General features: G+C 57.7%; 20 protein-coding genes and 1 other annotated feature. Of the genes, 18 read left to right on the top strand and 2 right to left on the bottom strand.

Annotated elements, in window-relative coordinates:
* Positions 1–6 precede the first annotated feature (6 nt).
* The 9 genes from ccsA (at position 7) to hemL (ending at position 10,311) form a co-directional block, all read left to right on the top strand.
* On the top strand, positions 7–831 hold the full coding sequence (gene ccsA, locus ACZ439_RS19785; RefSeq protein ID WP_127607778.1) for a cytochrome c biogenesis protein CcsA: 825 nt from the start codon (positions 7–9) through the stop codon (positions 829–831).
* 15 nt (positions 832–846) lie between these two features.
* Positions 847–1,557, top strand: a complete 711-nt coding sequence (locus ACZ439_RS19790; RefSeq protein WP_464620070.1) for a precorrin-2 dehydrogenase/sirohydrochlorin ferrochelatase family protein — start codon at positions 847–849, stop codon at positions 1,555–1,557.
* A gap of 44 nt (positions 1,558–1,601) precedes the next feature.
* Entirely contained in the window at positions 1,602–2,549 is a 948-nt protein-coding gene (gene hemC, locus ACZ439_RS19795) for a hydroxymethylbilane synthase (RefSeq protein WP_054798545.1), read from the top strand.
* Between the two features lie 71 nt (positions 2,550–2,620).
* Complete coding sequence (cobA, locus tag ACZ439_RS19800) at positions 2,621–4,147, top strand: uroporphyrinogen-III C-methyltransferase (protein WP_464620071.1); 1,527 nt, start codon at positions 2,621–2,623, stop codon at positions 4,145–4,147.
* A 64-nt stretch (positions 4,148–4,211) separates the two neighbouring features.
* Positions 4,212–5,204, top strand: a complete 993-nt coding sequence (hemB, locus tag ACZ439_RS19805) for a porphobilinogen synthase (RefSeq protein WP_054798546.1) — start codon at positions 4,212–4,214, stop codon at positions 5,202–5,204.
* Between the two features lie 201 nt (positions 5,205–5,405).
* Positions 5,406–6,479 (top strand): uroporphyrinogen decarboxylase, encoded by a 1,074-nt coding sequence (gene hemE / locus ACZ439_RS19810; RefSeq protein ID WP_127607784.1) that lies wholly within the window; start codon positions 5,406–5,408, stop codon positions 6,477–6,479.
* A 1-nt stretch (position 6,480) separates the two neighbouring features.
* Positions 6,481–7,422: a ferrochelatase gene (hemH, locus tag ACZ439_RS19815; protein ID WP_054798547.1), complete on the top strand. Its 942-nt coding sequence runs from the start codon at positions 6,481–6,483 to the stop codon at positions 7,420–7,422.
* A 4-nt stretch (positions 7,423–7,426) separates the two neighbouring features.
* Positions 7,427–8,872 carry a protoporphyrinogen oxidase gene (hemG, locus tag ACZ439_RS19820; RefSeq protein ID WP_464620072.1) on the top strand — a complete coding sequence of 482 codons (1,446 nt, stop codon included), beginning with the start codon at positions 7,427–7,429 and terminating at the stop codon, positions 8,870–8,872.
* 137 nt (positions 8,873–9,009) lie between these two features.
* The gene (gene hemL, locus ACZ439_RS19825) at positions 9,010–10,311 is read left to right on the top strand and encodes a glutamate-1-semialdehyde 2,1-aminomutase (RefSeq protein WP_127607788.1); all 1,302 of its coding nucleotides are present in this window, start codon (positions 9,010–9,012) and stop codon (positions 10,309–10,311) included.
* A gap of 185 nt (positions 10,312–10,496) precedes the next feature.
* On the opposite strand, the gene ACZ439_RS19830 is transcribed toward hemL, so the two are convergent.
* Positions 10,497–12,089: a phosphodiester glycosidase family protein gene (locus ACZ439_RS19830; protein ID WP_464620073.1), complete on the bottom strand. Its 1,593-nt coding sequence runs from the start codon at positions 12,087–12,089 to the stop codon at positions 10,497–10,499.
* A 199-nt stretch (positions 12,090–12,288) separates the two neighbouring features.
* Between ACZ439_RS19830 and ACZ439_RS19835 the strand changes: the two genes are divergently transcribed.
* From ACZ439_RS19835 to corA, 8 genes are all read left to right on the top strand, one after another.
* Positions 12,289–12,447 (top strand): hypothetical protein, encoded by a 159-nt coding sequence (locus tag ACZ439_RS19835; RefSeq protein WP_155613752.1) that lies wholly within the window; start codon positions 12,289–12,291, stop codon positions 12,445–12,447.
* Positions 12,444–13,319, top strand: coding sequence for an RluA family pseudouridine synthase (locus ACZ439_RS19840; protein ID WP_054800460.1), 876 nt, complete (start codon positions 12,444–12,446; stop codon positions 13,317–13,319). Before ACZ439_RS19835 ends, ACZ439_RS19840 begins: the two co-directional genes overlap by 4 nt.
* A gap of 117 nt (positions 13,320–13,436) precedes the next feature.
* Entirely contained in the window at positions 13,437–14,579 is a 1,143-nt protein-coding gene (locus ACZ439_RS19845) for a LysM peptidoglycan-binding domain-containing protein (protein WP_464620074.1), read from the top strand.
* Between the two features lie 172 nt (positions 14,580–14,751).
* Positions 14,752–15,027: a binding site (T-box leader), on the top strand.
* A gap of 153 nt (positions 15,028–15,180) precedes the next feature.
* Positions 15,181–17,850, top strand: a complete 2,670-nt coding sequence (locus tag ACZ439_RS19850; RefSeq protein ID WP_127607792.1) for a valine--tRNA ligase — start codon at positions 15,181–15,183, stop codon at positions 17,848–17,850.
* Between the two features lie 7 nt (positions 17,851–17,857).
* Positions 17,858–19,237, top strand: coding sequence for a bifunctional folylpolyglutamate synthase/dihydrofolate synthase (locus ACZ439_RS19855; RefSeq protein ID WP_127607793.1), 1,380 nt, complete (start codon positions 17,858–17,860; stop codon positions 19,235–19,237).
* A 7-nt stretch (positions 19,238–19,244) separates the two neighbouring features.
* A complete protein-coding gene (murC, locus tag ACZ439_RS19860) occupies positions 19,245–20,627 on the top strand; it encodes a UDP-N-acetylmuramate--L-alanine ligase (RefSeq protein WP_127607795.1) in 1,383 nt (460 codons plus the stop codon).
* Between the two features lie 121 nt (positions 20,628–20,748).
* A complete protein-coding gene (locus tag ACZ439_RS19865) occupies positions 20,749–22,209 on the top strand; it encodes an SPOR domain-containing protein (protein ID WP_141334311.1) in 1,461 nt (486 codons plus the stop codon).
* Positions 22,210–22,408: 199 nt separating this feature from the next.
* Positions 22,409–23,359 (top strand): magnesium/cobalt transporter CorA, encoded by a 951-nt coding sequence (corA, locus tag ACZ439_RS19870; RefSeq protein ID WP_141334309.1) that lies wholly within the window; start codon positions 22,409–22,411, stop codon positions 23,357–23,359.
* A gap of 52 nt (positions 23,360–23,411) precedes the next feature.
* Here the strand turns inward: corA and ACZ439_RS19875 are convergent, their stop codons facing one another.
* Positions 23,412–24,683 (bottom strand): N-acetylmuramoyl-L-alanine amidase, encoded by a 1,272-nt coding sequence (locus ACZ439_RS19875; protein ID WP_141334307.1) that lies wholly within the window; start codon positions 24,681–24,683, stop codon positions 23,412–23,414.
* A 176-nt stretch (positions 24,684–24,859) separates the two neighbouring features.
* On the opposite strand from ACZ439_RS19875, the gene ACZ439_RS19880 reads away from it, so the two are divergent.
* On the top strand, positions 24,860–25,102 hold the full coding sequence (locus ACZ439_RS19880; protein WP_127607803.1) for a DUF4321 domain-containing protein: 243 nt from the start codon (positions 24,860–24,862) through the stop codon (positions 25,100–25,102).
* Positions 25,103–25,109: the final 7 nt, after the last annotated feature.

Raw genomic sequence — 25,109 nt, forward strand, 5'->3', positions numbered from 1 at the left:
AAGACCATGGTCACGCAAACCTGGTTTTACGATGCGATACTGTATATTTATGCCCTGAGCCTCTTGTTTTACTTCGCGGATTTCAGCAATCCGAACCGAAGTGCGAAACGGATGGGGACAGGGTTGCTTCTTTTTGTATGGGTTTTGCAGACGATTTATTTGGTGTACAGCCTGACCTCACATCTCAGCTTGTCGGCGTTCTCGATGTTTGAGACGCTGTTCATATTCGGGTGGCTCCTTGTTACTGTGTCGCTGGCGATGAGCCGGTTTTTTCGAATCGAACTGTTCGTGTTTTTCGTCAATGTGTTCGGATTCGCCATGCTGGCTCTGAACATCTTCAGCAAGCCGGGCCTGGCGCCAACGTTGTCCCGTTGGAATGTAACGGACGAGCTGCTATTCATACATATTACGCTCGCCGTTACCGGGTACGCCGCGTTTGTCGTATCGGCAGTGTTCTCGGGCATGTACTTGTTTCTGCACCGCAAGCTCAAAGAGAAGAAGTGGACCCAGCGCATGCAGCGGCTTCCCAGTCTGGAGAAGATGGATCATTACGCGCTTGTTTCGGTAGTGATCGGGGCCCCGCTGCTGCTCTTGTCCCTCTCGCTGGGCATTGTGTGGATCGCGCTGCAGGGCGATTACCGGTTGTTCTTCGATCCGAAGGTGCTGAATTCCTGGTTCGTTCTGCTCGCCTATGTATTTTATATGTTTCAGCGGCTGTTGTTGAAAGCCCCGGGCAACCGTTTGGCGGTATGGAACTTGGCGGCCTTCGCCATTACGCTGTTGAACTTCGTGCTGACCAACTATTATTCGACGTTTCATCAATGGTCGTAACGGAGGGATGCGGCGGTGAAAACGTATTACCCGATTATGCTTGATCTGGAAGGAAAGCCGTGCTGTGTCGTCGGCGGCGGTCGGGTGGCGGAGCGGAAAGCCAGAGGTCTGCTGCAGGCGGGCGCGGCCGTGACGATGATTAGCCCGGCCTTCACGCCGGAGCTGGACCGACTGGCGGCCGCAGGCGACGTTCATGCGATTCGCCGGCCGTACGCGCCCGGCATGGCGGAAGTGCGGTCCGCGCAGCTGCTGTTCGCGGCTACGAATGACGCCGCGGTCAACGCCCTTGTGTGCGAGGAGGGCCGCTCGCTCGGCATTTGGGTTAACGGAGCGGGCGATACGGATCACGGCGATTTCATCTTGCCGGCGACGGCGCGGCGCGGGCGGCTGACGGTCGCGGTCTCGACGGCAGGCGCCAGCCCCGGCTTGTCCCGGCTCGTGCGCACGGACATCGAGCGCCGGCTGGATCAGGACGGCTATGCTCCGTACGTAGAGCTGCTGCAGGAGCTGCGCCACACGCTGCAGGAGCTGGTGGCGGACTCCGGCGAGCGGCAGGCGATGTTTCGCGCCATGCTGCAGTGGGAGCTGCTTCCGCGCCTGCGCGGAGAAACGGAGGTGCCTGCCGGGCTGCGGCAGATGCTGCTGCACGAGGTCAGGCAGCACCCGACGCTCTCGGGCATCCGGCGAATCGGCGAGTCGCTGCTGCGGCTGGACGAGGGAACGTGACGTTACAGAATCGAATGAATTCACTAAGCTAGGGAGTTAACCATATGCGCAAAATTGTAGTGGGAACACGGCAGAGCGCGCTTGCTTTGACTCAAACCGGACAGGTGGTTGAGCATTTGCGCAAGCTGTGCGAAGATAACGGCATCGAAGCGGAATTCGAATTGAAGAAAATCGTGACCAAAGGCGACCGGATTCTCGACGTGACGCTTTCCAAAGTGGGAGGCAAAGGGCTGTTCGTCAAAGAAATTGAACAAGCGCTGCTCGACGGGGATATCGACCTGGCCGTTCACAGCATGAAGGACATGCCGTTCGAGCTGCCTCCGGGCTTAACGGTCGGCGCAGTGCCGGAGCGGGAAGATCCGCGCGACTGCCTGATCATGCGCGACGGGTACGGCATCGACGACTTGCCGAAGGGAGCGAAGGTCGGAACGAGCAGCTTGCGCCGGGCCAGCCAACTCCAGCATTACCGCCCGGATCTGAAAATTGAACCGGTGCGGGGCAACATCGATTCGCGTCTGCGCAAGCTGGAGACGGAAGGCTTTGATGCGATTTTGCTGGCAGGCGCGGGGCTGCACCGCATCGGCTGGAGCGACCGGATATCGGCCTATCTCGATCCGGAGCTTTGCTTGCCGGCGGTCGGCCAAGGGGCGCTCTGCATCGAATGCCGGGATAACGATCCATTCATTTTGGATTTACTGGCGAAATACCGGCACGAGGCGACGACGGTCGCCGTTGCGGCCGAGCGCAGCTTCCTGGGGAAGCTCAACGGCGGCTGCCAGGTGCCGATCGGCGCGTACGCCAAGCTGACCGGCGAGACCGGTCGCGACGGGCGGCCTCAAATCGAGCTGACCGGGATGGTCGGTTCGCCGGACGGCGCGAAAATTCTTAAAGATACGCAGCGTGGAACCGATCCGGAGGCGCTCGGTTTAGGGCTGGCGGAATCGTTGCTCGCCAAAGGGGCGGCGGAGCTGCTCGCTGCCGTTCAGGAATAACCCGTTCGTACAAGGACAAAGAATGCCATGGGATAGAGAGATTCGGATTCGGAAGTAAGGGGAGAAGCGGTATGAGTAAGGCGAGCGTGTATTTGGTTGGAGCAGGACCCGGGGACCCTAAACTCATTACGCTGCGCGGCCTGGAGGCGATCCAGCGCGCGGACGTTGTCGTGTACGACCGGTTGGCCAATCCGCGGCTCTTGAGGCATATGAAACCGGGTGCGGAGAAAATTTTCGTCGGGAAGCTGCCCGATAAACATATGCTCAAGCAGGAAGAGATTAACCAGCTGCTCGTGGATCTCGCCCTGCAGGGCAAGACGGTTACGCGTCTTAAAGGGGGAGACCCGAGCGTGTTCGGCCGCGTCGGCGAAGAGGCCGAGTTGCTGGCGGAACACGGCATCCGGTACGAGATCGTACCGGGCATTACGTCGGCCATTGCGGTTCCGGCTTATGCGGGCATTCCTGTCACACATCGCGACTTCACTTCGTCGTTCTCCATCGTAACCGGGCACGAGTACAAGAACAAGACGTATTCCAACGTGAACTGGCCCAATTTGGCGCAGGCGTCGGGTACGCTCATCTTCTTAATGGGCGTTGCCAACCTCGAGACGATTTGCAAGAGCCTGGTTGAGGGCGGAAAGCCGGCGGATACGCCGGTCGCGCTTATTCGCTGGGGAACCTGGATGGAACAGGAGACGTTGACGGGCACATTAACCGACATCGTCGAGAAGGTGCGCGCCGCAGGCTTTCAATCGCCAGCCGTTACGATTGTAGGCCAGGTGGTCAAGCTGCGCGAGAAGCTCGCCTGGTTCGAAACGAAGCCGCTATTCGGACGGCGCATTCTTGTGACCCGGGCGCGCAGTCAAGCGAGCGAGCTGGTTGGCCAGATCGAAGAGCTCGGCGGCGAAGCGGTCGAGTTTCCGGTGATCCGCACCCAGCCTTCCAGCCGCCCGGAGGCGCAGCAAGCGCGCGACGCCGCGTTGAACCGTCTGGGCAGCTTTGATTGGATCGTGTTCACAAGCGTTAACGGGGTGGATGCGTTCTTTGAGCGGTTGAAGGAACTGCGTGTGGACATTCGGGCCATGGCCGGGGCGCGTCTCGTTGCCGTCGGACCGAAGACGGCCGCCGCGCTGGAGGCGCGAGGCTTGCTGGTCGAGGCGATTCCGCCGGTGTTCCAAGGAGATGCGCTGCTGGAGTCGTTAGCGCCGCAGCTGAAGGCGGGCGAGCGGGTGCTGCTCGCGACCGCGGATATTGCGAGAACCTACTTGCCCGATAAAATGCGGGAGATGGGCCTCGACGTTACCAAAATCGATATCTATGAAAACGTGCTGGAAACCGAGGGAGGCGACGAGATCGTCGACTTCCTCCGGAAAGGCCAGCTTCATATCGTCACGTTTACGAGCTCGTCTACGGTCACCAACCTGCTGGAAGCGCTGAAACGGCTTGGGGTAGAGTCGCCGCTTGAGCTGCTGCAAGGCTGTAAAATCGCCTGTATCGGGCCGATGACCGCACAAACGGCCGAGAAAGCCGGCTTGAAGGTCGATTATTTGGCTAAGGAAGCGACCGTTGAGGCGCTCGTTCAAAGCTTGTACGCCTAAAAAAATGGCATAAGGCCGGCCTTGTTCAGGCCGGCCCGCCCAGATCCGCAAGGAGGTAACAATCATGGGTTTTCCGATCGTTCGTAACCGTCGTCTGCGCACGTCGGCGGCTATGCGGAATTTAGTCCGCGAGCATGCCGTTACGGCGAACGACTTGATTTATCCGATTTTTGTCACGCACGGCACGAATGTGAAAGAGGAAATCTCCTCGATGCCGGGCGTATATCACTTGTCGCTGGATCGGCTGGAGGAAGAAATCCGCGAGGTCGTCTCGCTGGGCATCCAGGCCGTGCTGTTGTTCGGCGTTCCGCATGAGAAGGACGCTCACGGGAGTTCGGCTTACGATCCGAACGGGATCGTCCAGCAGGCGACGCGCCAAGTGAAGGCATGGGCGCCGGATCTGCTCGTGGTCGCGGATACGTGCTTATGTCAATTTACGGATCACGGCCATTGCGGCGTGGTGCATTACGACGAGGCCAAAGGGCGGGCCGACGTGCTGAATGATCCGTCGCTCGAACTGCTCGTCAAGACAGCGGTATCGCAGGCCGAGGCCGGCGCGGACATCATTGCCCCGTCGAACATGATGGACGGCTTCGTCTATGCGATTCGCCAAGGCTTGGACGAGGCCGGTTATGAGAACGTGCCGATCATGTCTTACTCTGTCAAGTACGCCTCCGCGTTCTACGGCCCGTTCCGCGACGCCGCTCATTCCGCTCCGCAATTCGGCGACCGCAAAACGTATCAAATGGATCCCGCTAACGCCCGGGAAGCGCTGCGCGAAGCGGACAGCGATGTGGCGGAAGGCGCTGATTTCCTGATGGTCAAGCCGGCTCTGGCTTACATGGATGTGCTGCGGATGCTGCGCGACCGTTACGATTTGCCGCTTGTCGCCTACAATGTGAGCGCCGAGTATTCGATGGTGAAGGCAGCTGCCGCTCAAGGCTGGATTGACGAGCGCGCGATCGTCTTGGAGACGATGCTCGGCTTCAAACGGGCCGGCGCCGATCTGATTATTACTTATTTTGCGAAAGATATCGTCCGTTGGCTGCAGGCATAAAGGCAAGAAGCTTAAACCCGAGCCGTTCCGACGGCATTGCGTCCTGATTCCTTCCGGGAAATCAGGACTTTTTTTGCAGGCAGGTTACGCCTGATGTCAAAGATTTGTCGGAAACAACCGGATGATTTCCGTTGTTACCCGGTTCCAAATAGGGCATAATGATACTTAGACTATGGAAGTATACGGAAAAGAGGTACGGGAATGAGTTACAACGACTTGTTTATTCGCGCATGTAAAAAGCAGCCGGTCGATAGGCTGCCGGTATGGTACATGCGCCAAGCGGGCCGCTATGACCCGGATTACCGGAAAATTAAGGAGAAGTACAGCCTGCTCGAAATTTGCACGCAGCCGGAATTGGCCGCGGAAGTGACGATGATGCCGGTGAAAAAGCTTGGCGTCGATGCGGCGATCTTGTATTCGGACATCATGAATCCGGTCGCGTCCATCGGCATCGACTTTGACATTGTCAAAAATATCGGACCGGTCATCCATAACCCGATCCGTACGGCGGCGGATGTCGAGCGGCTTCGTCCGATTCAAGTGGAGGAGCACCTGCCGCATATTTTGCGGACGATCGAGCTGCTTGTCGCGGAGCTGGAAGTGCCGCTCATTACGTTCGCGGGGGCGCCGTTTACGATCGCCAGTTATTTGATCGAAGGCAAGCCGTCCAAAAGCTATATTCGCACCAAAACGCTGATGTACAGCGAACCGAAAGTGTGGTTCCAGCTGATGGATAAGCTTGGGGACATGGTCATCACGTATTTGAAGGCGCACGTCGCCTCCGGGGCTAAAGCGTTCCAGTTGTTCGACAGCTGGGTGGGCGCGTTGTCGCCGGTCGACTTTCAAACGTACGTGCTGCCGACGATCAAGCGTATTTTCGATGAACTCAGCCACCTCGATCAGCCGAAAATTTATTTCCCCGGCGTCAGCTCGGGCGAACTGCTGCCCACGCTCCAGGGTGTCCAAGCCGACGTGATCGGACTCGATTGGCGGGTTTCGATTCCTGAAGGGCGGCGGCGGTTAGGCAGCCGTTATGCGGTGCAGGGCAATCTCGATCCATACGTGCTGACGGCGCCGATGAGCGTCATTCAAGAGCAGACGAAAGCCATTATCGATGCGGGCATTGAAGAGCCGGGCTACGTGTTTAATCTGGGACACGGCTTGTTCCCGGAGGCGTCGCTCGAGAAACTGAAGGAATTGACCGACTTTATTCATGCGTATTCCAGTCAAGCGATTCAACAACGCGGCACATTGAAGCAGGAAAGCGGTGTATAAGATGAGCGAGAACCGGATTCAACGAATCGGCGTGCTGGTGATGTCTTACGGAACGCCCGAGAGCATCGATCAGATCGAAGCGTATTATACGCATATTCGCCGGGGCCATGCGCCGACGCCCGAACAGCTGCAGGATTTGAAGGATCGTTACGAAGCGATCGTCGGCGGTGTATTCCCTCTGCGCGAGAACACCGACAATCAGGTGAAGGCGCTGGAAGCGCGTTTGAACGAAAAATATCCGAACATCACGTTCGTCTGTTACCAAGGGCTCAAGCATGCGTCGCCTTTCATCGAAGACGGCGTAGAGCGGATGGTGCAAGACGGCATTACGGAAGCGGTGGGCGTCGTACTGGCGCCGCATTATTCCGCGATGAGCGTCGGCGGTTACATCAAGCGGGCGCAGGAGAAAGCGGATGAGCTCGGCTTGAACATCGCGTTCGTGCGCAGCTATCATCTGCATCCGAAGCTGATTGAAGCGCTGGCGCTGCGGGTGGAGGAAGCGTTGGCCCGTTTTGAGGTGCCGAAGGAGCGGGTGCAGGTGCTGTTTACCGCGCACAGCTTGCCTGAGAAAATACTGGAAATGAAGGACCCTTACCCGGAGCAGCTGCTCGAGACGTCGAGGGCGATTGCGGACAGAACCGGCATTACGCAGTGGCAATTCGGCTGGCAAAGCGCAGGCCAAACCGGCGTACCGTGGCTCGGACCGGACATTTTGGATGTCTTGCGTACGATCAAGCAGGAAGAACGCGCGCAGCATGTGCTCGTATGTCCGGTCGGCTTCGTGTCCGACCATTTGGAGGTCTTGTACGACCTTGACATCGAAGCGCAAAAAGTAGCGCGGGAGCTCGGCATTCAGCTGGAGCGGACGCGTTCGCTCAATACCGATCCGCTATATATGGAGACCTTGAGCGACGTCGTGTACGCCCTCGCCCGGAAGGACTGACACCATGGACACCAAACCGCATGTGGTCGTCATCGGCGGCGGGATTACCGGACTAAGCGCCGCTTATTATTTAAAGAAGCAGATGGAAGAGACCGGGCAGGCTTGCCGGATTACCGTCATGGAGAAGAGCGACAGATTCGGCGGCAAGATCAGCACGCTTCGGCGGGACGGCTTCGTCATCGAGAAGGGGCCGGATTCCTTTCTCGCCCGCAAGCCCGCGCTGGTCGAGCTGGCGCGCGAGCTGGGACTCGAGGATCAATTAACGGGAACGAATCCGAATGCGAAAAAGACATACATTTTATCGCGGGGCAAGCTGCACCGGATGCCACCGGGCTTAATGCTCGGCATTCCGACTGAAATTATGCCGTTTATGCGGACCGGCCTGCTTTCGCCCGCAGCTAAAGCGCGTGCGGCGCTTGACCTGGTGCTGCCCAAACGGACGGCGGACGAAGACGAATCGCTCGGCCACTTCCTGGAACGCAGGCTCGGCTCCGAGGTGCTTTCGCAAATCGCCGAGCCGCTGCTGGCCGGTATTTATGCCGGGAACACGTATGATTTGAGCGTGAAGGCGACGTTCCCTCAATTTCATAGCATCGAGCAAAAACACCGCAGCCTGATTCTCGGGATGATGAAAAACCGGAAAGAAGGCGGCGAGGAAAGCCGGACGCTGCCGGAATCGGCGCGGAATACGACGTTCCTCACCTTCAGAGAAGGATTGGAGACGATCGTACACGGTTTGTTGGATGCGCTGGACAACGTGCGTTTCGTGAAACAATGCGGCATTGCCAAACTCGAGAAAGCGGCGGACGGACGCGGTTACCGGCTGACCCGCGAGGACGGCGAGATCGAGGAGGCCGACGGCGTCATCCTGACGCTCCCGGCTTACGCCGCCGCCGATCTGCTGGCGGCTTCGAAACCGGAAGCGCAGGAGCTGCGGAAGGTCGACTATGTATCGGTCGGCAACGTCATCCTTGCTTATGATGAGAAGGATATGAAGCGGGAGCTGGACGGATCCGGCTTCGTCGTGCCGCGCAGGGAAGGGCGCTTCATCACGGCCTGCACCTGGACCTCGAAGAAATGGCTGCACACCGCTCCTGACGGCAAAGCGCTGCTGCGCTGTTATGTCGGCCGCTCGGGCGACGACCGCTGGCTGCACATGTCCGAGGACGAAGTCGTCCGGGCGGTGCGCCAGGATCTGAAGGCGACGATGGGCATTACGGCCGAGCCGTTATTCACGGAGCTGACGCCGCTGATGCACTCGATGCCGCAATACCCGGTCGGCCATCTGGATCGGATTCGCCGTATACGCGAAGGATTAGCGAAGCGGATGCCGGAGGTGCTGATTACGGGAGCCGCGTTCCACGGCGTCGGTCTTCCCGATTGCGTGAAGCAGGGCAAAGAATCGGCGCTGGAGCTTTCCCGGCTGCTTAAAGAAAAAATCCCGGTGTGAGTATCGGGCATATCCGCGAAGTTTGGCCAAATCCAATAGGATATCGTTCCCTGCGAGCGCGAGAATTTGCTTTTCTTGAAAATCCCGGCTCGGTTTTTCTTCGTTTTCAAGCATATTCTAGTAAAGGTGTGGATGGAATGAACGAACCGCAACAACGCTTCGCAGCGCGCTCCGCGACAGCTTTTGAGGAAGCGAAACAAGTTATCCCCGGCGGAGTCAACAGCCCCGTCCGCGCATTTAAATCAGTTGGATTGACCCCCCTCTTCATGAAAAAAGGGGCCGGCTCCCGCGTTACCGATATCGACGATAACGAATTTATCGATTATATCGGCTCTTGGGGACCGCTCATTCTCGGTCATGCGAAGCCCGAAGTCGTCGAAGCGATTAAACGGGCGGCGGAGCTCGGCACGAGCTTCGGCGCGCCGACCGAGCTGGAAACGGAAATGGCCAAGCTGGTGGCGGCGCGTATCCCGTCCATTGACCTGGTGCGCATGGTCAGCTCCGGTACCGAAGCCACGATGAGCGCGCTGCGGCTTGCGCGCGGTTATACCGGGCGCAGCAAGATCGTGAAATTCGAAGGCTGTTATCACGGCCATGCCGATTCGCTCTTGATCAAGGCGGGCTCCGGCGTTGCGACGCTTGGTTTACCCGATAGTCCGGGCGTACCGGAGAGCATTGCCGCGAATACGATTACGCTGCCGTACAACAACCTGGAGGCCGTCCGGTTGGCGTTCGAGCGATTCGGGGACGAGATCGCCGCGGTGATCGTTGAGCCGATTGCCGGTAATATGGGGGTCGTGCCGCCTGCACCGGGCTTCTTGGAAGGGCTGCGTGAGGTCACAAAGGCGAAGGGCAGCCTGCTTATTTTCGATGAAGTGATGACGGGCTTCCGCGTCGGCTTGAACAGCGCTCAAGGGCTGTTCGGCATAACGCCGGATTTGACCTGTTTGGGCAAGGTGATCGGCGGCGGACTACCGGTTGGCGCTTACGGGGGCAAGCGGGAGATTATGGAGCAGATCGCCCCGGCAGGGCCGATTTATCAGGCAGGCACGCTGTCCGGCAATCCGCTGGCGATGGCGGCGGGTTATACGACGCTGAAGCTGCTGGGCGAGCCGGGCGTGTACGAACAGCTCGAGCGCCGTTCCGCACGGCTGGAGGAAGGCTTCGCCGCGAATGCGCGCGAGCTTGGCGTGCCGCTGACCATCAACCGGGTAGGCTCGATGGTATGTCCGTTCTTCACGGACCAACCGGTGACCGACTACGAGACGGCCAAACGGTCCGACTTGCAGCGGTTCAACCGTTATTTTGCCGCGATGCTCGATTTAGGCGTCAGTCTTCCGCCGTCGCAGTTCGAGGGCATGTTCGTTTCGACCGCTCACAGCGAGGAAGATATTGAAGCGACGATCGAAGCGCAGCGCGAGGCTTTGAAGCGGTTATAGTCGCAAAGCGGAGACTCGCGGTTAACGGAACCAGGAGGCGCTGAAGTCCTTGAGTGGGGAAAGCGCAAGAGGCCGGAGCGAGCTTCCCGGCTCCCGCCCGGGCTTCGCAGCTATAGGTTCGAACAAACGAAAGCCCATCCGGCGCAGGTCCGGATGGGCTTTGCTTTGCTGTTATGTATCGTACTTTATGGCGTCTTAATAGGCTCTGCAGCCGTTGCTGCCGGTGCAGGCGTCGCTGCCGGCGTTGCTGCGGCGTCGCCGGCTTCCACCGGCTTGGTCGCTGTCCCGCCGCCGTCGGGCGCGATTGGCTTAGCCGCCGAAGGCGCGGGCGTCGAGTCCGTTGACGGGGCAGCGCCGGCGCCTGCGGGCTTAGGCGCCGTACCGCTCCCACCGGGCTCCGTACCCGTCTGGCCCTGCGTGCCTGCGGGCTTCGCCGGCTCGCCGCCTGAGCCCGCAGCGCCCGTGCCAGAGCCGTTTCCGGCCGAGCCGGTACCGCCGCCGCCAGCTGCCGGCTCCTTGCCGCCTGGCGCCGTCCCCGGCTTTGCCTCGCCGGACGTCCCGCTGCTCGCCGGGGCTTTGCCGCTCGTATCGGGCTTGGCCGGTTCCGTCTTCGGCGCAGGCGCAGGCGGCTTCGTTTCCGTCGCCGGTTTGGGGGTCGTCGTCTGGCCCTTCGCCCGCTTCTCCGCCTGCTCGCGCAAGAAGTCGGGATGGTCGTGCGACCCGCCCGCATCAATCTTGTCGATGCCGTCCCAGACGCGCGTCGCTTGCACCGAATCGGGATCGTCGTAGACGAGGAACGCTGAAGGAAGCCGGCGTTCGCCGTAACGGCTGGAAGGCTTCGTGACGAGCTGACCGTCGACTACAAGCTCTGAGGAGGCCCCTCCGTCCAGATTGCCTGCGATAACGGCGCCTTCCGCCAGCAGCAAATCCTGCACTTCCTTCAAGGTGGCGCCGACGCTGTGCTTTTGACGTCCGTCTATAACGACGAAGATAACCGTTCCGTCGGCACGCTGCCCGACGGCGGTACGCGGCGCGCGGCCCCAGCCGCCGTCGCCGCTCGTGATCATCGGCTTGCCGTTAGCGATCAGCCGCGGATAGAACGAAACCGCTTCGGATACGCCCATATCGCGCAATTCGAAGGCGTCGTATTTCCCGACGACCAGATGGCCTTCCTTCGTAAAGCCGACGATGTGCTGCGGGATCGAGCCGTCCTGATCGGTAAAGATGATGTCTCCGCCGGAGATGATCATGCCGAGTGCGGCAAAACCGTTGCCCAAGCCTTCCGGATCGTCGAAGGCGCCGCCGTTTAAGCCGGCCACAGCGCCCGTACGGTTAACCATGGACGTGATTCGTTCGCCTTCGCCGGGCTTGTTCGGGGTCATGATCTTGATCGTCGTCGGATCGTAGACATACATTTTTTTACCTTTCCAGAGCGGGCCGGAAATATCTTCGACTTTGATCAATTCATCGATGGAACGCGCTTTCCCGCTTTTTTTGCGAACGGAGACGAGCCCCAGATTTTGCTTCTCCAAGGACGCCAATTCGATATCGTCCTGCATCTTCTTCACTAGCAAATCGCGTCGTTCCGCGCCCACGAAAATCCAGGCCCAACTGCGGTGCTGCGTCGTAATGACGGTCTGTGCCATCCATTCGCGCACTTTTCCGCCAGGCGGGGTCAGGAACAAAAAGCTGGAGGTCAAAAAAGTGAGCAGCGCGATATAAAACAACGTTCTTTTCATCAAACTCCACTGTTGGATCGCTTGCAAGCTGCCTTTCAATATATTCCTCTCCTAATAACAGGCTTAATGCCGTATTCTATCTATGAATCTACAATATTCTATCATATCAAGGCTGCATTTAACAGCAATTGCTAGAGTTAGATGAAGGCACAATTGGCAGTGTAACCGCTTTGATAATGGGGACCGGTTTGGTAAAATAAGCTTCGGTATCTATTTATCGAGGACGGGAGCTGTACATGTGTTAAAAAAATACAGTTTTTACGGAATCACGCTGGACATGCTGCTCGTATTCGGCATATTCGGGCTGCTGCTTGCACTTATCGTCGGTTACGCCTTCCTGGAACAGCGGCGCAGGAGCAAACCGCGAAGAGTCCGCGGCGGGGAGGACTCGGCATGAGCGGATGGCGCAGACAAGGAGAATGGCTCGAATGGCGTGCGGCCGGCGATATCCAGGGCAGGGAGCAGGCGAGGCAGCTCGCTTCGGCTTTGATAGGTGAGAAGTGGAGCCGCACCTTGCTGCATAACGGCGGCTTGCTGTGGCAGGGCAGCCGGCTGCGGCTGCGGTTATTTCCCGAGGAGCCGAACGTTCAAGCGGACGAGTGGACGGATATCGAGTTCTTGTATGAAGACGATTTTTGCTTCGTGGCGGATAAGCCTGCCGGGATGAAGGTACACCCGACAGCGGAAGGCGAGAAGGGGACGCTGCTGCAAGCGGCAGCCTCCAGGCTTGCCGCCGAGGGGCAGCTCTGCCGTCCGCGGCATATTCACCGGTTGGACGAAGACACGACCGGTCCGGTGCTGTTTGCCAAGTACGACTGGGTGCAGACGATTCTTGACGCCCGGATGCGCGAGAAAAGCATCGGCCGCACGTACGTCGCCTTCGTCCAAGGCAGGCTTGCGAAAGCGAAGGGCCGGATCGACGCACCGATCGGCCGCGACCGGCATCACCCGACACGTCGCCGGGTTTCCCCGACAGGCGAGTCAGCCGTCACCTTATATGAACGGCTGGAAACGTATCCGGACGCTGCGCTCGTGCGGTTGACGCTCGAAACGGGGCGGACGCACCAAATTCGCGTGCACCTGAGTCATTTGGGTCACCCGTTGATCGGAGACGCGTTGTACGGCGGGCGGCGGGATGCCATCGGCCGTCAAGCGCTGCACGGGGAAGCGCTGGTTTTTCCGCATCCTTTTACGAATGAGCCCGTGGCGGTTTCATCGCCTTGGCCTGCCGATTTCGGCGCACTGCAAGAACGGTTGAAAAATTTGTAGTCATGCTGCTCCTCCCGAACCCATATACATGTTGTAGAGGTTGTTATATGACAATGCGGTCTAGTATCTTACTTTTCTTACGGGAAAAGGAAGTCATACGAAAGGGAGGACTTAACCTTGGCAACTGATCAAAACGGATTGCGATTCGATATTTACGAGCGTGTACATTTAAGTGAGGGCGTGCTCGGCATTAAGGAGCTGGAGAGCGTCGAGCTTGTCCCGCATATTCAAGTGTTGTCTCAAGGAGAACAAGCCGTTCTGCGCGGCAATCTGCTCTTGACCGGCGCCTATGTGGATGAACAAGGCCGCGAGGCGCAAACGCTGGAGCATCTGATCCCGGTCGAAATTACGCTGCCGATGAACCGTGTGCAACGCGTTGAAGATATCTCGGTGGAAATCGAAAACTTCGACGTCGATCTGCTGTCCGAGCGGAGCTTGAATATTACCGGCGTGTTATCGTTAAACGGTCTGGAAGTGTTCTCTTCTTCCGAAGGCGAGCGGTCCTGGAGCGAGACGGAAGAAGAGGTCGTCTTCGTACATGAAGCCCGGGTTCCACAGCGTGAGGCTGCGGCTGAACCATGGGCTGAAGAACAGGCAGAAAGAGTTGCGGAGCGGGAGCCATCGATTCTTCACTCTTCCGCAGCGGAGCCTGCAAGTCCGTTTACGTCCCGTCAAGAGGAGCGGCAGAACGGATGGACGCCGGAGGAACCCCGAACGGAGGCGTCCGAGAAAGCGTCCGTGCAGAGCGTAGCGGCTGCTGAGCCTGCGCTTGCGCCCGAGTCTGCCCAACTTGAGCAACTTGAGCAACATGAGCAACCTGCGCAACCTGCGGAGGAAAAGAAAGATGTGAAAGTGGGCTTCGGCATCAAGGGCTCGTCCGCCGTCGAGCCGTCTCCGGCCCCGGCACAACCGGCAAGCGGCAAGCCGTTCGGATTCACTTCGCTCGTTCAGTACGCGGCGTCGAAGTCGGAAGCGCGCGAAGCGGAAGAGGCTGCAGCCGCAGCCGCCGCAGCCGCAGCCGCAGCCGCAGCCGCAGCCGCGCAAAGCCAGGCCGACGAGAAGGTGGAGTGGAAAAACCTGCTCCCGGGCAGGCAGGGGCAGCAGGAGTTCCGGAAGCTGCGGCTGGTGATCGTGCAGAAGGAAGAAACGCTCGAAACCATTGCCAAAAAATACAATGTGAGTCCGCGGGAAATCGCGCTTCATAACCGGCTCGGCGAAAGCGAGCTGGCCGCCGGACAAATCGTATATATCCCGAAATAACGGCGCGCGCCCAAAACAATGCGTCCGGACAGCCTGAAGCAGGCTTGTCCGGGCGTTTTTTTGGTTATACTGATCGGATGGAGGTTCGCGGCCCGGAAAGTGGATGGTATTAAACGCGGCCTCGTATTGACTCTGCCGTTGCGATTGTTTATCATAATACGCATAAGATGCTGTAATAACGTGGAAAGGGAATAGTAGGCAGCAAGCCCTTCAGAGAGCGGAACCGGCACCACGCTGAGAGGTTTCCCGCAGGATGCGTACCTGTCGAAGTCGCCCCGGAGTTGCCGAATTGAAAGCCATGCGGCTTAGATTCGGCCGGTCACAGCCGTTATCTGTTTAAGCGCCGTATGGGCGGCTTTCATCCCGATGGAATGCGGGTATCCCGCGCTCCTGCAGGCTCATGCGGAATAAAGGTGGTACCACGGATGCGAAAGCCTTCGTCCTTTACGGGCGAGAGGCTTTTTTTGGTTGATAGAAGGCATCAACCTTGACGAAGGCGCGTTTCCTTGCCGGACAAGGAAAGCGTGGCCGTTAATCGCGGCTTCAAGCCGTAAGCTTGCCGATACAGCGAACAGTAACCAGTTGGAGGAGAGAAAAGGTTATGGAAGAAACGAAACCAGCGGCACCGGAAACGTCGATGCCGACCACGTACGATCCGAAGGAAAGTGAGAAGAAATGGTACGATTATTGGCTGCAGGGCGGATATTTCAAAGCCGGCCAACGGCCGGACGCCAAGCCTTACAGCATCGTCATACCGCCGCCGAACGTGACGGGGATGCTGCATATCGGACACGCGCTGGATAACACGCTGCAGGACATTGTCATCCGGGCCAAACGGATGCAGGGCTACGATGCGCTCTGGCTCCCGGGCACCGACCACGCGGGAATCGCGACGCAGACGAGAGTGGAGCAGAAGCTTCGCGAGGAAGGCCTGTCCCGATACGATCTCGGACGCGAGAAGTTTCTCGAGAAAGTGTGGGAGTGGAAGGAGCATTATGCCGGCACGATCCGTGAACAATGGGCCAAAATGGGCCTGTCGCTCGATTACTCCAGGGAACGGTTTACTTTGGACGAAGGGCTTTCCAAGGCGGTTCGCGAAGTATTCGTCCGTCTCTATGAGAAAGGTTTAATCTACCGCGGCAAATATATTATCAACTGGGATCCGGCGGCCCGTACGGCGCTGTCGGACATCGAAGTCGAATATAAGGAAGTTCAAGGCGCGTTGTACCACCTGAAATATCCGGTCAAAGACAGCGGAGAATTCATCGTCGTCGCGACGACGCGCCCGGAGACGATGCTCGGCGATACGGCGGTAGCGGTGCATCCGGAGGATGAGCGCTATCGGCACTTGATCGGCAAGACGCTCGTCTTGCCGATTATCGGCCGCGAAATTCCGATCGTCGGCGACGAGTACGTCGAGAAAGAGTTCGGAAGCGGCGCCGTAAAAATTACGCCGGCGCACGATCCGAACGACTTCGAGGTGGGCAACCGCCACAGCTTGCCGCAGGTGCTCGTGATGGACGAGTCCGGCAAGATGAATGAGAACGCGGGCAAATATCAAGGGCTGGACCGTTTCGAATGCCGCAAGCAGATCGTGGCGGACATGAAGGAGCTCGGCGTGCTGATCAAGATCGAGGAGCACGTGCATCAGGTCGGACACAGCGAGCGCAGCGGCGCCGTCGTAGAGCCGTATTTGTCGACGCAGTGGTTCGTGAAGATGAAGCCGCTGGCCGAACGCGCCGTCGAAGCGCAGAAGTCCGGGCAAGGCGTCAACTACGTGCCGGACCGTTTCGAGAAAATTTATTTGCACTGGATCGAGAATGTCCGCGACTGGTGTATTTCCCGTCAGCTGTGGTGGGGTCACCGGATTCCGGCCTGGTATTGCGGCGACTGTAAAGAATTGATTGTCGCGCGCGAAGATGTCACGGTTTGTCCGCATTGCGGCGGCACGCATATGAAGCAGGACGAGGATGTGCTCGATACGTGGTTCAGTTCGGCGTTGTGGCCGTTCTCGACGATGGGCTGGCCGGATCAGACCGAAGACATGAAGCGTTATTACCCGAACGATCTGCTGGTGACGGGCTACGATATTATTTACTTCTGGGTGGCGCGGATGATTTTCAGCGGTCTTGAATTTACGGATCGCATTCCGTTCAAGGACGTGCTTATTCATGGACTTGTGCGCGACGCCGAAGGGCGTAAAATGTCCAAATCGCTCGGCAACGGCGTCGATCCGTTCGACGTCATTGAGAAATACGGCGCCGACGCGATGCGCTTCATGCTGTCGACGGGCTCTACACCGGGGCAAGATCTTCGCTTCCGTTGGGAGAAGGTCGAGCAGGCCAGAAACTTCGCGAACAAGATTTGGAACGCTTCGCGTTTCGCGCTCATGAACCTCGGGGATTTCAAATACGAAGACATCGATTTGACCGGCCAACTCGGAACGGCGGACCGTTGGATCCTGCATCGTCTGAATGAGACGGTACGCGAGGTAACCCGACTGATCGATGCGTACGAATTCGGCGAAACGGGCAGGCTGCTGTACAATTTCATCTGGGACGATTTGTGCGACTGGTATATTGAATTCAGCAAGCTGTCTTTATACGGGAACGACGAAACGGCGAAAAAGACGACGAAGTCTGTCCTCGCTTACGTGCTGGACCGGACCCAGCGCCTTCTGCATCCGTTCATGCCGTTCATCAGCGAGGAAATTTGGCAGCACTTGCCGCATGAAGGCGATACGATCACGCTTGCCGCATGGCCGACGTTCGAAGCGAAGTTCGAAGCGCCGGATGCGGTGCGCGAGATGGAGCTGTTGATGGACATTATCCGGACGGTGCGCAACATCCGGGCGGAAGTGAACGTGCCGATGAGCAAGAAGATCGAGCTGCAAGTGAAGCCGACCGGCGCCGAGACGGAACATATTTTGAAGCGAAACGAAGAGTACCTCCGCCGGTTCAGCAATACGTCGGTCTTGACGATCGACAGCACGCTGGGCGCGCCGGATAAAGCGATGACAGGAATCGTCACAGGCGCGGAATTGTTCTTGCCTTTGGCCGGATTAATCGACATTGCCCAGGAAATAAGCCGCTTGGAGAAAGAGCTTCAGACGCTCCACGCCGAAGTTGAGCGCATTGAGAAAAAACTTGCGAACGAAGGCTTTGTCGCCAAAGCGCCGGCCAAAGTGATTGAAGAAGAAAAAGCGAAGCTGGCCGATTACTCCGGCAAGCGGGATAAAGTGACGGCTCGTATCGCGGAACTGAAAGGATGAACGTAAGATGACGAAGGACGCTAACGCTCCGATCCAGGGTTCCTTCCGCACCGCGAGGGAAGCGATCGACTGGATCGTCCGTTTCATTCCGATGACGGGTATCAAGCTTGGGCTGGAGCGTATGGAGAAGCTGATGGAGCTGCTCGATTATCCGCACCGCCGCTTGAAGTTCATTCATGTGGCGGGCACGAACGGCAAAGGCTCGGTCTGCGCGTATTTGACCGAAACGATCCGGCAAGCCGGCTATGATGTGGGGACGTTCACGTCCCCCTACATCGAAACGTTCCATGAGCGGATTCGATTGAACGGGGAAAACATCAGCGACGAGGATTTGCTGCAGGTCGTTAACAAAATTAAACCGCTGATCGATGAAGTCGCCGCCGAATACGGGCAGCCTTCCATGTTCGAAATATCGACCGTCATCGCGATCGAATATTTTGCCCGGACCGCGTACCCGGACTTCGTTGTTTGGGAGACGGGTCTTGGAGGCCGGCTTGATTCGACGAATATCGTATCGCCGCTCGTATCCGTCATTACGAACATCGGGCACGATCATATGGACTACCTCGGGGACTCGCTCGCCTCGATCGCCGCCGAGAAGGCCGGGATTATCAAGGCCGGAGTTCCGGTCATCAGCGCCGTCGAGCAGCCGGAAGCGCTGCAGGCGATCGAAGACAAGGCTGCCGAGAAGAAGAGCAAAGTTTATTTGCTGGGTCGCGAGTTTCACCTGGAGACGGTTGCTTCGGTCGAAGGCGAGCAGACGTTTCATTTCGAAGGATTGTTCAGGCGCATTCCGAACGTCTCGATCTCGATGAACGGCCCGCATCAGGTTAAAAACGCGGCCGTAGCCCTCATGACCCTCGAAGTGCTGCGCCAGTATTACGCGCTGATCGTGGACGACGAGGACTTGTATCGGGCGATGAAGACGACATCTTGGCCGGGACGGCTGGAGAAGGTGTCTGACAACCCGAGGATCGTCATCGACGGGGCGCACAATCCGGAAGGAGCCGAAGCGCTTGCGGTTTCGCTGACGACCACTTACAAGTACCGCAAGCTGCATTTTATGATGGGGATGCTGGCGGGCAAGAATCATTCAGGCTACTTCAGGCATATACTACCAATAGTGGATACCCTTATCTTGACCGAGCCGAATTGGCATAAAAAAGCGTCCGCCGCGGATCTTGCCGCGATCGCCCGTACCATGCTCGCCGAGCTCGGCCGAGACCAGGTGGAAGTGATCATCGAACCGGATTGGAAGACGGCGTTTGAACGAACAAAAGAGTTGACGGCACAAGACGACTTGGCCGTCGTTTCAGGTACGTTATATTTGATGGGGGATATACGTTCCTGGATCAAGCATCAATCCGATTCTGAAAAAGGCTGGTGAAACGGGCGTGAATACATCGGAGCACATCCATTTTATCGGCATCGGCGGGTATGGTATGAGTGCCATTGCCAAAGTGATGCTGGAAATGGGCTACCAAGTTTCGGGATCTGATTTGGCGCAAGCCGAGCTTACGGAAAAGCTCGCAGCCAAGGGAGCGCAAGTGTTCATCGGGCACGAAGCGCAAAATGTGAAAGGCGCAGACGTCGTCGTTTACTCGACCGCTCTGTCCAAAGATAATGTGGAAATGCTGGCGGCTGAGGAATTGAACATTCCGATTCTTCACCGTTCCCAAATGCTCGCGCAGCTGATGAATGCGAAGAAAGGGATTGCCGTAGCAGGCGCGCACGGAAAGACGACAACGTCCTCCATGATTGCGCTCGTGCTTGAACAGTGCGGGCAAGATCCGACCTTCATTATCGGGGGGGAAATTCTGAACGTCGGCAGCAACGCGAAGGCCGGTAAAGGCGATTACGTCGTGGCCGAAGCGGACGAGAGCGACGGATCGTTTCTTCAATATCAGCCTTTGATCGCTTTGGTGAACAATATCGAAGCGGATCATTTGGAAAACTACGACGGTGACTTTGAAAATTTGAAAAAAGCGTATGCGCAATTTCTTAGCCAAGTGAAGCCGCAAGGTAAAGCCGTCATCTGCAAGGACGATCCGTATTTGCTGGAAATGATGCCGAACATCCAAAGCGAGGTCATCACGTACGGGATCGATTCGGAAGCGGACGTCGTCGCGCGCAACATCGATCTCGGCGACCGTAAAGTTTCGTTCGACGTCGTGCGCGGCGGCCGGACGCTCGGTACGATTCGATTGTCGGTCCCGGGCAAGCATAACGTGTATAACGCGCTCGCCACGCTGATCACCTGCATGGAAGCGGGGCTGTCGTTCGAGCAGGTGGCGGAAGCGATTCCTTCGTTCCGCGGCGCGAAGCGGCGCTTTCAAGTGCTCGGCGAAGTGAACGACATGCTCGTGATCGACGATTATGCGCATCATCCGACGGAGATCGAAGCGACGATTCAAGCGGCGAAGGCGACGGGCAAGCGCATTGTGGCGGTGTTTCAGCCGCAGCGTTATACGCGCACGTACTTCTTGTTCGAGCAGTTCAGCCGCTCGTTTCCGGAGGCTGACGAAGTGATTATTACGGACATTTACTCGCCGGCAGGCGAAAAACAGATCGAAGGCATAACCTCGGCCAAGCTCGTGGAACTGATTAAGCAGAACAGCAATCGGAACGTGCGTTACATCCCGACGAAGGAAGAGGTTCAGGCGTATTTGTCCCGTGCGGTGCAGCCTGGAGACTTGGTGCTGACGATGGGCGCGGGGGACATTTGGAAAGCGGCGGCGGGTCTCGCCAAAGCATTGGAAGAACGGCAAAGTTCATAGTACTGCGAAGAGAGGCTCCGATTCCTTGCAAGCTTGAAGGAAATCGGAGTTTTTTTGTTCTATTTCGTGTCCGACTCTCATAGTCTAGTAACACGAAACCGGACAAGGGAGAGTAGGAGCAATGAATAAAGCCAAAATGACGTTTCGATTTTCGCATGAACGCCGGCAGGATGATTCTTCCCCGCGCAGGGAAGTCAAAGTGATTCCGCTGCATGCGGAAGAGTATCGTGTGGTGCAAGAGCCCGAAACTCAACGCGCCGAGGTTCCGTTGCACGGGTCTGAGGCTTGGACGGAGACGGAGACGGAAACTGGTTTGGACGATAAGGCGGGGAGGCGCGGGGAAGCGGGAGCGCGGTTCGGCAGCGGCACGGAAACGAACGGGGGGACGCCGTTCCATACGGGACAGGCTCCCTCCCGGACGTCCCGAACGTCGGTAAAGCCTGCGGGCCGGAGTGAGTTCTCTTCGCCAAGCGTGAAGCCGCTTAACGATTTTACGACCGATTTTGGGGGTTGGCAAAGCTCTTTCGATTTGGAGACGGAGCGCGTCGAGCAGATCATTCGCTCTGCCGGCGGACCCGCTGCCGATCCGGAGACAGGCTATTTCGAACGCGAGCCGAGGCCGTCCGGAGGCCGCCGCTCCCACCGCGGGGTGATCGTGGATGATCATGTACATTACTCCAAGGCGCCGGGGGGCGGCTCGTTCTTGAAAATTACGGCTTCGGTGGCCGGAGCGGTTATTACGGGCGTCGCCTTCGGTTTTTTGGTGCTGTCGATGTTCTCCGGCGGCGAAGGGAGCGGCACGACCGCCGACCCGACGCAGGCGCAAGCCTCGGCAGGCGGCGCGGCGCAGCCGCAGAACGGGGACAAAGCGGACGCCTCCGGCAGCGGAACGGGGACGCAGGCGGCTGCGCCTGCAGGCGCCTCGGTGCCGGCTGCGGCCGCGGACGGCGTTGCGATCGCGCTGCCGGCTGCCAGCTATACGTTTCTGCAGGGCGGCGTGTTCAGCACCGCGCAAAGCGCGGAGACGGCGGTGGCCGACTTCCGCAAGAAAGGTCTTGCCGCAGTGAGCGAGGCGGGAGACAAATATACGGTCTATGTCGGCATGGCGTCCGGCCGTGATGAAGCTCTGGGACTTTCGCAAGTCTACGAGGCCCAGGATATCGACGTGATGCTAAAGCCATACGACATTCCGGCGGTATCCAAAATCCGTTGGAACGGCAAGCAAGCCGATATATTCGGCACCTACATGAATCAGGGCACCAAGCTGGTGCAGCTCATCGCGGCGCAAACGGCCGTTCACGCCGGCGAGCAGACGGCCGGCGCTCTGGACGAGAAGGCGCTGCAGACGATCAAGACGACGCACCAAAGCTGGTCGCAATCGGCGGCTTCCGTCAGCGACGGGCTCGGCGAGGCGGGCAAGGCTGCGCTGCCCAAGATGAACAGCGCCTTGAATACGGCCGTTGCCTCTATGGAGGAGTACAAGAAGAACCCCTCCGCCGCGTTCATATGGCAGGCGCAAACGTCGCTGATGCAGTACCTGGTAGCTGAGAAAGAGCTGCTCAAGGCGATCGTGCTGCCGTAGAACTCAGGTCGGGAAGCACGAATGGTTTCTGTATCGCAAGATCAGCTGTGGCAAAAACACGAATATATCTTCCTCGAAGGGCTCCGGTAAGGAGCTCTTCTTTCTGCGTTTGCAGGTGTAGGGACGAATCATTTGCAAAGAATAAGATTATGGTATACTCAGAACTATACCAACAAACCGAATGACCAAGGAGTTATTCATGATTCGTTCATTAGCGGTAACCTACGATTTGCAAGTGATGAAGGACGTTTCATTAAACCGGCTTGCAGATGCCGATATTCGTTGGTATTGGGTCGACTTTAATGATCCAACCGAAGAGGAAGCGAAACTTTTAGAAAGTCATTTTCATTTTCACCCGCTTGCCGTCGAAGATTGCTTCCATTTGCTGCAAAGGCCTAAATTAGATCATTATGAGGATGTGCATTTTTTCGTCATGCACGCGATTCATCCCCAAACACTTGCCGCTGAGGAAGTGGATTTATTTTTAGGAAACAACTTTGTCGTCACCTTCCATTTGAACCCTGCGAGGGAAGTGGAGGATGCCTGGGCCAAGATCAGCGGGCAGAATAAAGGCGTTGACCAAGGCCCCATTTATGCGGCTTACCTCATTATGGACAAGCTGGTGGATCAATATTTCCCCAGTGTTTATCAAATCGAAGATCAGCTGAACGATATCGAGAATAAGGTTAGGTCGGAATCGATCCAGGCGTTAATGGACGATATATTCGAAATCCGCTCCAAATTGTTAAAGCTTCGGCGAACGATTGTACCTATGCGCGATCTTCTGTACCGGGTCATTAATTCCGAACGTATTGAAGGCATCAAGGAACATTTGTTTTACTTCAAGGATGTCCATGACCACCTGCTGAAGCTGTCCGAGATGATTGACTCCAACCGGGATGTAACGGCCGATATGCGGGATAGCTACATCTCGCTGAATTCAAACCGGATGAATACGATTATGAAAACTTTAACCGTTATTACGACCATCTTCATGCCTTTAACCTTCATCGCGGGCATTTACGGCATGAACTTTGAGAACATGCCCGAGTTAAAATGGCAGTGGGGCTATTTTATCGTTTTGGCGCTGATGTTCGCCATCGGTTTTGGCATGTTTACCTGGTTTAGAAAAAAAGGTTGGTTTAACTAGAAAAATCCGATGCTCCCTGACCAGGGAACATCGGATTTTAGCGGATTGGCCGTTATTTGGGATTCTTATAACGGTCGATCAGCGCTGCGGCCTCCGCCCGGTTCATTGCGCGCTCCGGCGCAAATTCGGTTGCGGTAACGCCGTCAATGAAGCCGCTCGCTTTCAGCGCCGCGATCGCCTCCGCCGCCCAGTAGTCCCCGGGCACGTCGCGGAACGGCTGGCGGACGCTGTCCGCCGGCGCAGGCTTGGCCAAGCGCTGGAACAGGGCGGCAACCTCGGCGCGGCTGACCGGGTTGTCCGGTCGCAGCGTGCCGTCGGGGTAGCCGTCCAGCAGGCCGGCCTTCACAGCCTGATCCAGCGCGGCGTAAGCCCAGTGCCCCGCCGTCACGTCGCGGAAGCCGGACGCTCCTTTCTTCGTCGCGTCGCTGCGGCAGCCGCCCGCGTCATACACGGCTTGTGCGACCGTCGCTGCGGCGCCGCTTGCGCAAGCCGGGTTCTCAGCCGCGGCCGCGTCCAGGTCGAACAAGCGGCCGAGCAGCGTCACCCACTCGGCTCGCGTCAGCGCACGTGCCGGTTCGAAGCGCTTGCCGGTGCCGGTCACGATGGCTTGATCCGCGAGGCGCTGGATCGCTTCGCGCGCCCAATGGCCGCGCGTATCGGGGAAGGTTAGATTCGGCGGCAGATACGCCTCGATGCCCTTGGCGATTCCTTCCGCCATCGTCAGACGAGCCGAATCGTTCGCCAGCAGCGCCGCATCCGCGGAGTTCGACAGAAACGCCGTCTCGACCAGCACGCTGGGAATATTACCCGACCGAACGACGTACACGGCGCTCGGCACCAGACCGCGGTCTTCGCCGCCGACGGTTGCAACGAAGCTGTCCAGCACCTTCCTGGCGAGCTCGCGGCTTTCGGAGGTCAGCGCTCTCATCTCCGCGCTGGCCGGATAACTGGCTTGGGGATAAGCATCATCGTAGTAGAGAACCATGGCGCCTCGAGTGGAAGGATTCGAGTACGAATTCGCATGGATGGATACGAACAAATCCGCGTTTTGGTTTTTGGCGAAGGCGACCCGCTCGCTCAGCGATAAATAAACGTCGGAGTCGCGGGACATGCGCACATCGTAGCCGCGTTGTTCAAGCAAATCGCGCAATTTACGGGAAATGTCCAGATTGACAACTTTCTCTTGCAGTCCGTTCACGCCGATCGCGCCCGGATCGTAACCTCCATGCCCCGGATCGACGACCACGGTCGCCGCCGAGGCTTGTCCGGGCAGCGTCCAGACGCATAACGCAACAAGTGCGGCTCGAAGCCAACGTTGTGCCATCCGGTCCCCCCCTTTCCGTCATTATTCTACAGGCATTTATGAGCACTGTAAGCTGGTAACATCCTCCAACAAAAAACAGCCCGCCTCTTCCAAATATGGTATAATAACGAATGGCCCTGACGTATAAAAATCAGACAGCACGGGTTAATATTTTCCCGAAAGAGGTAACCTATATCTTGAAAAAAAATACGTTTACCCTCATTCTATTGCTGCTTGTCGGTCTCATTGCGGGAACGCTCATCGGGCAGTTATTGTCGGCTTATTCCGTACTTGCCTTTTTGACCAGGTCGGTCGAGCTCTCCTGGCAGCCGAAGGCGGATTTGCTCGTCATCCGGTACTACCTCGATTTTCATATCCGACTTAACCTGATCAGCATTGCCGGATTGGCGGCGGGCTTTTGGACTTTTAGGAAACTGTAAGAAACGG

Source organism: Paenibacillus sp. JCM 9796, from assembly GCF_055379675.1.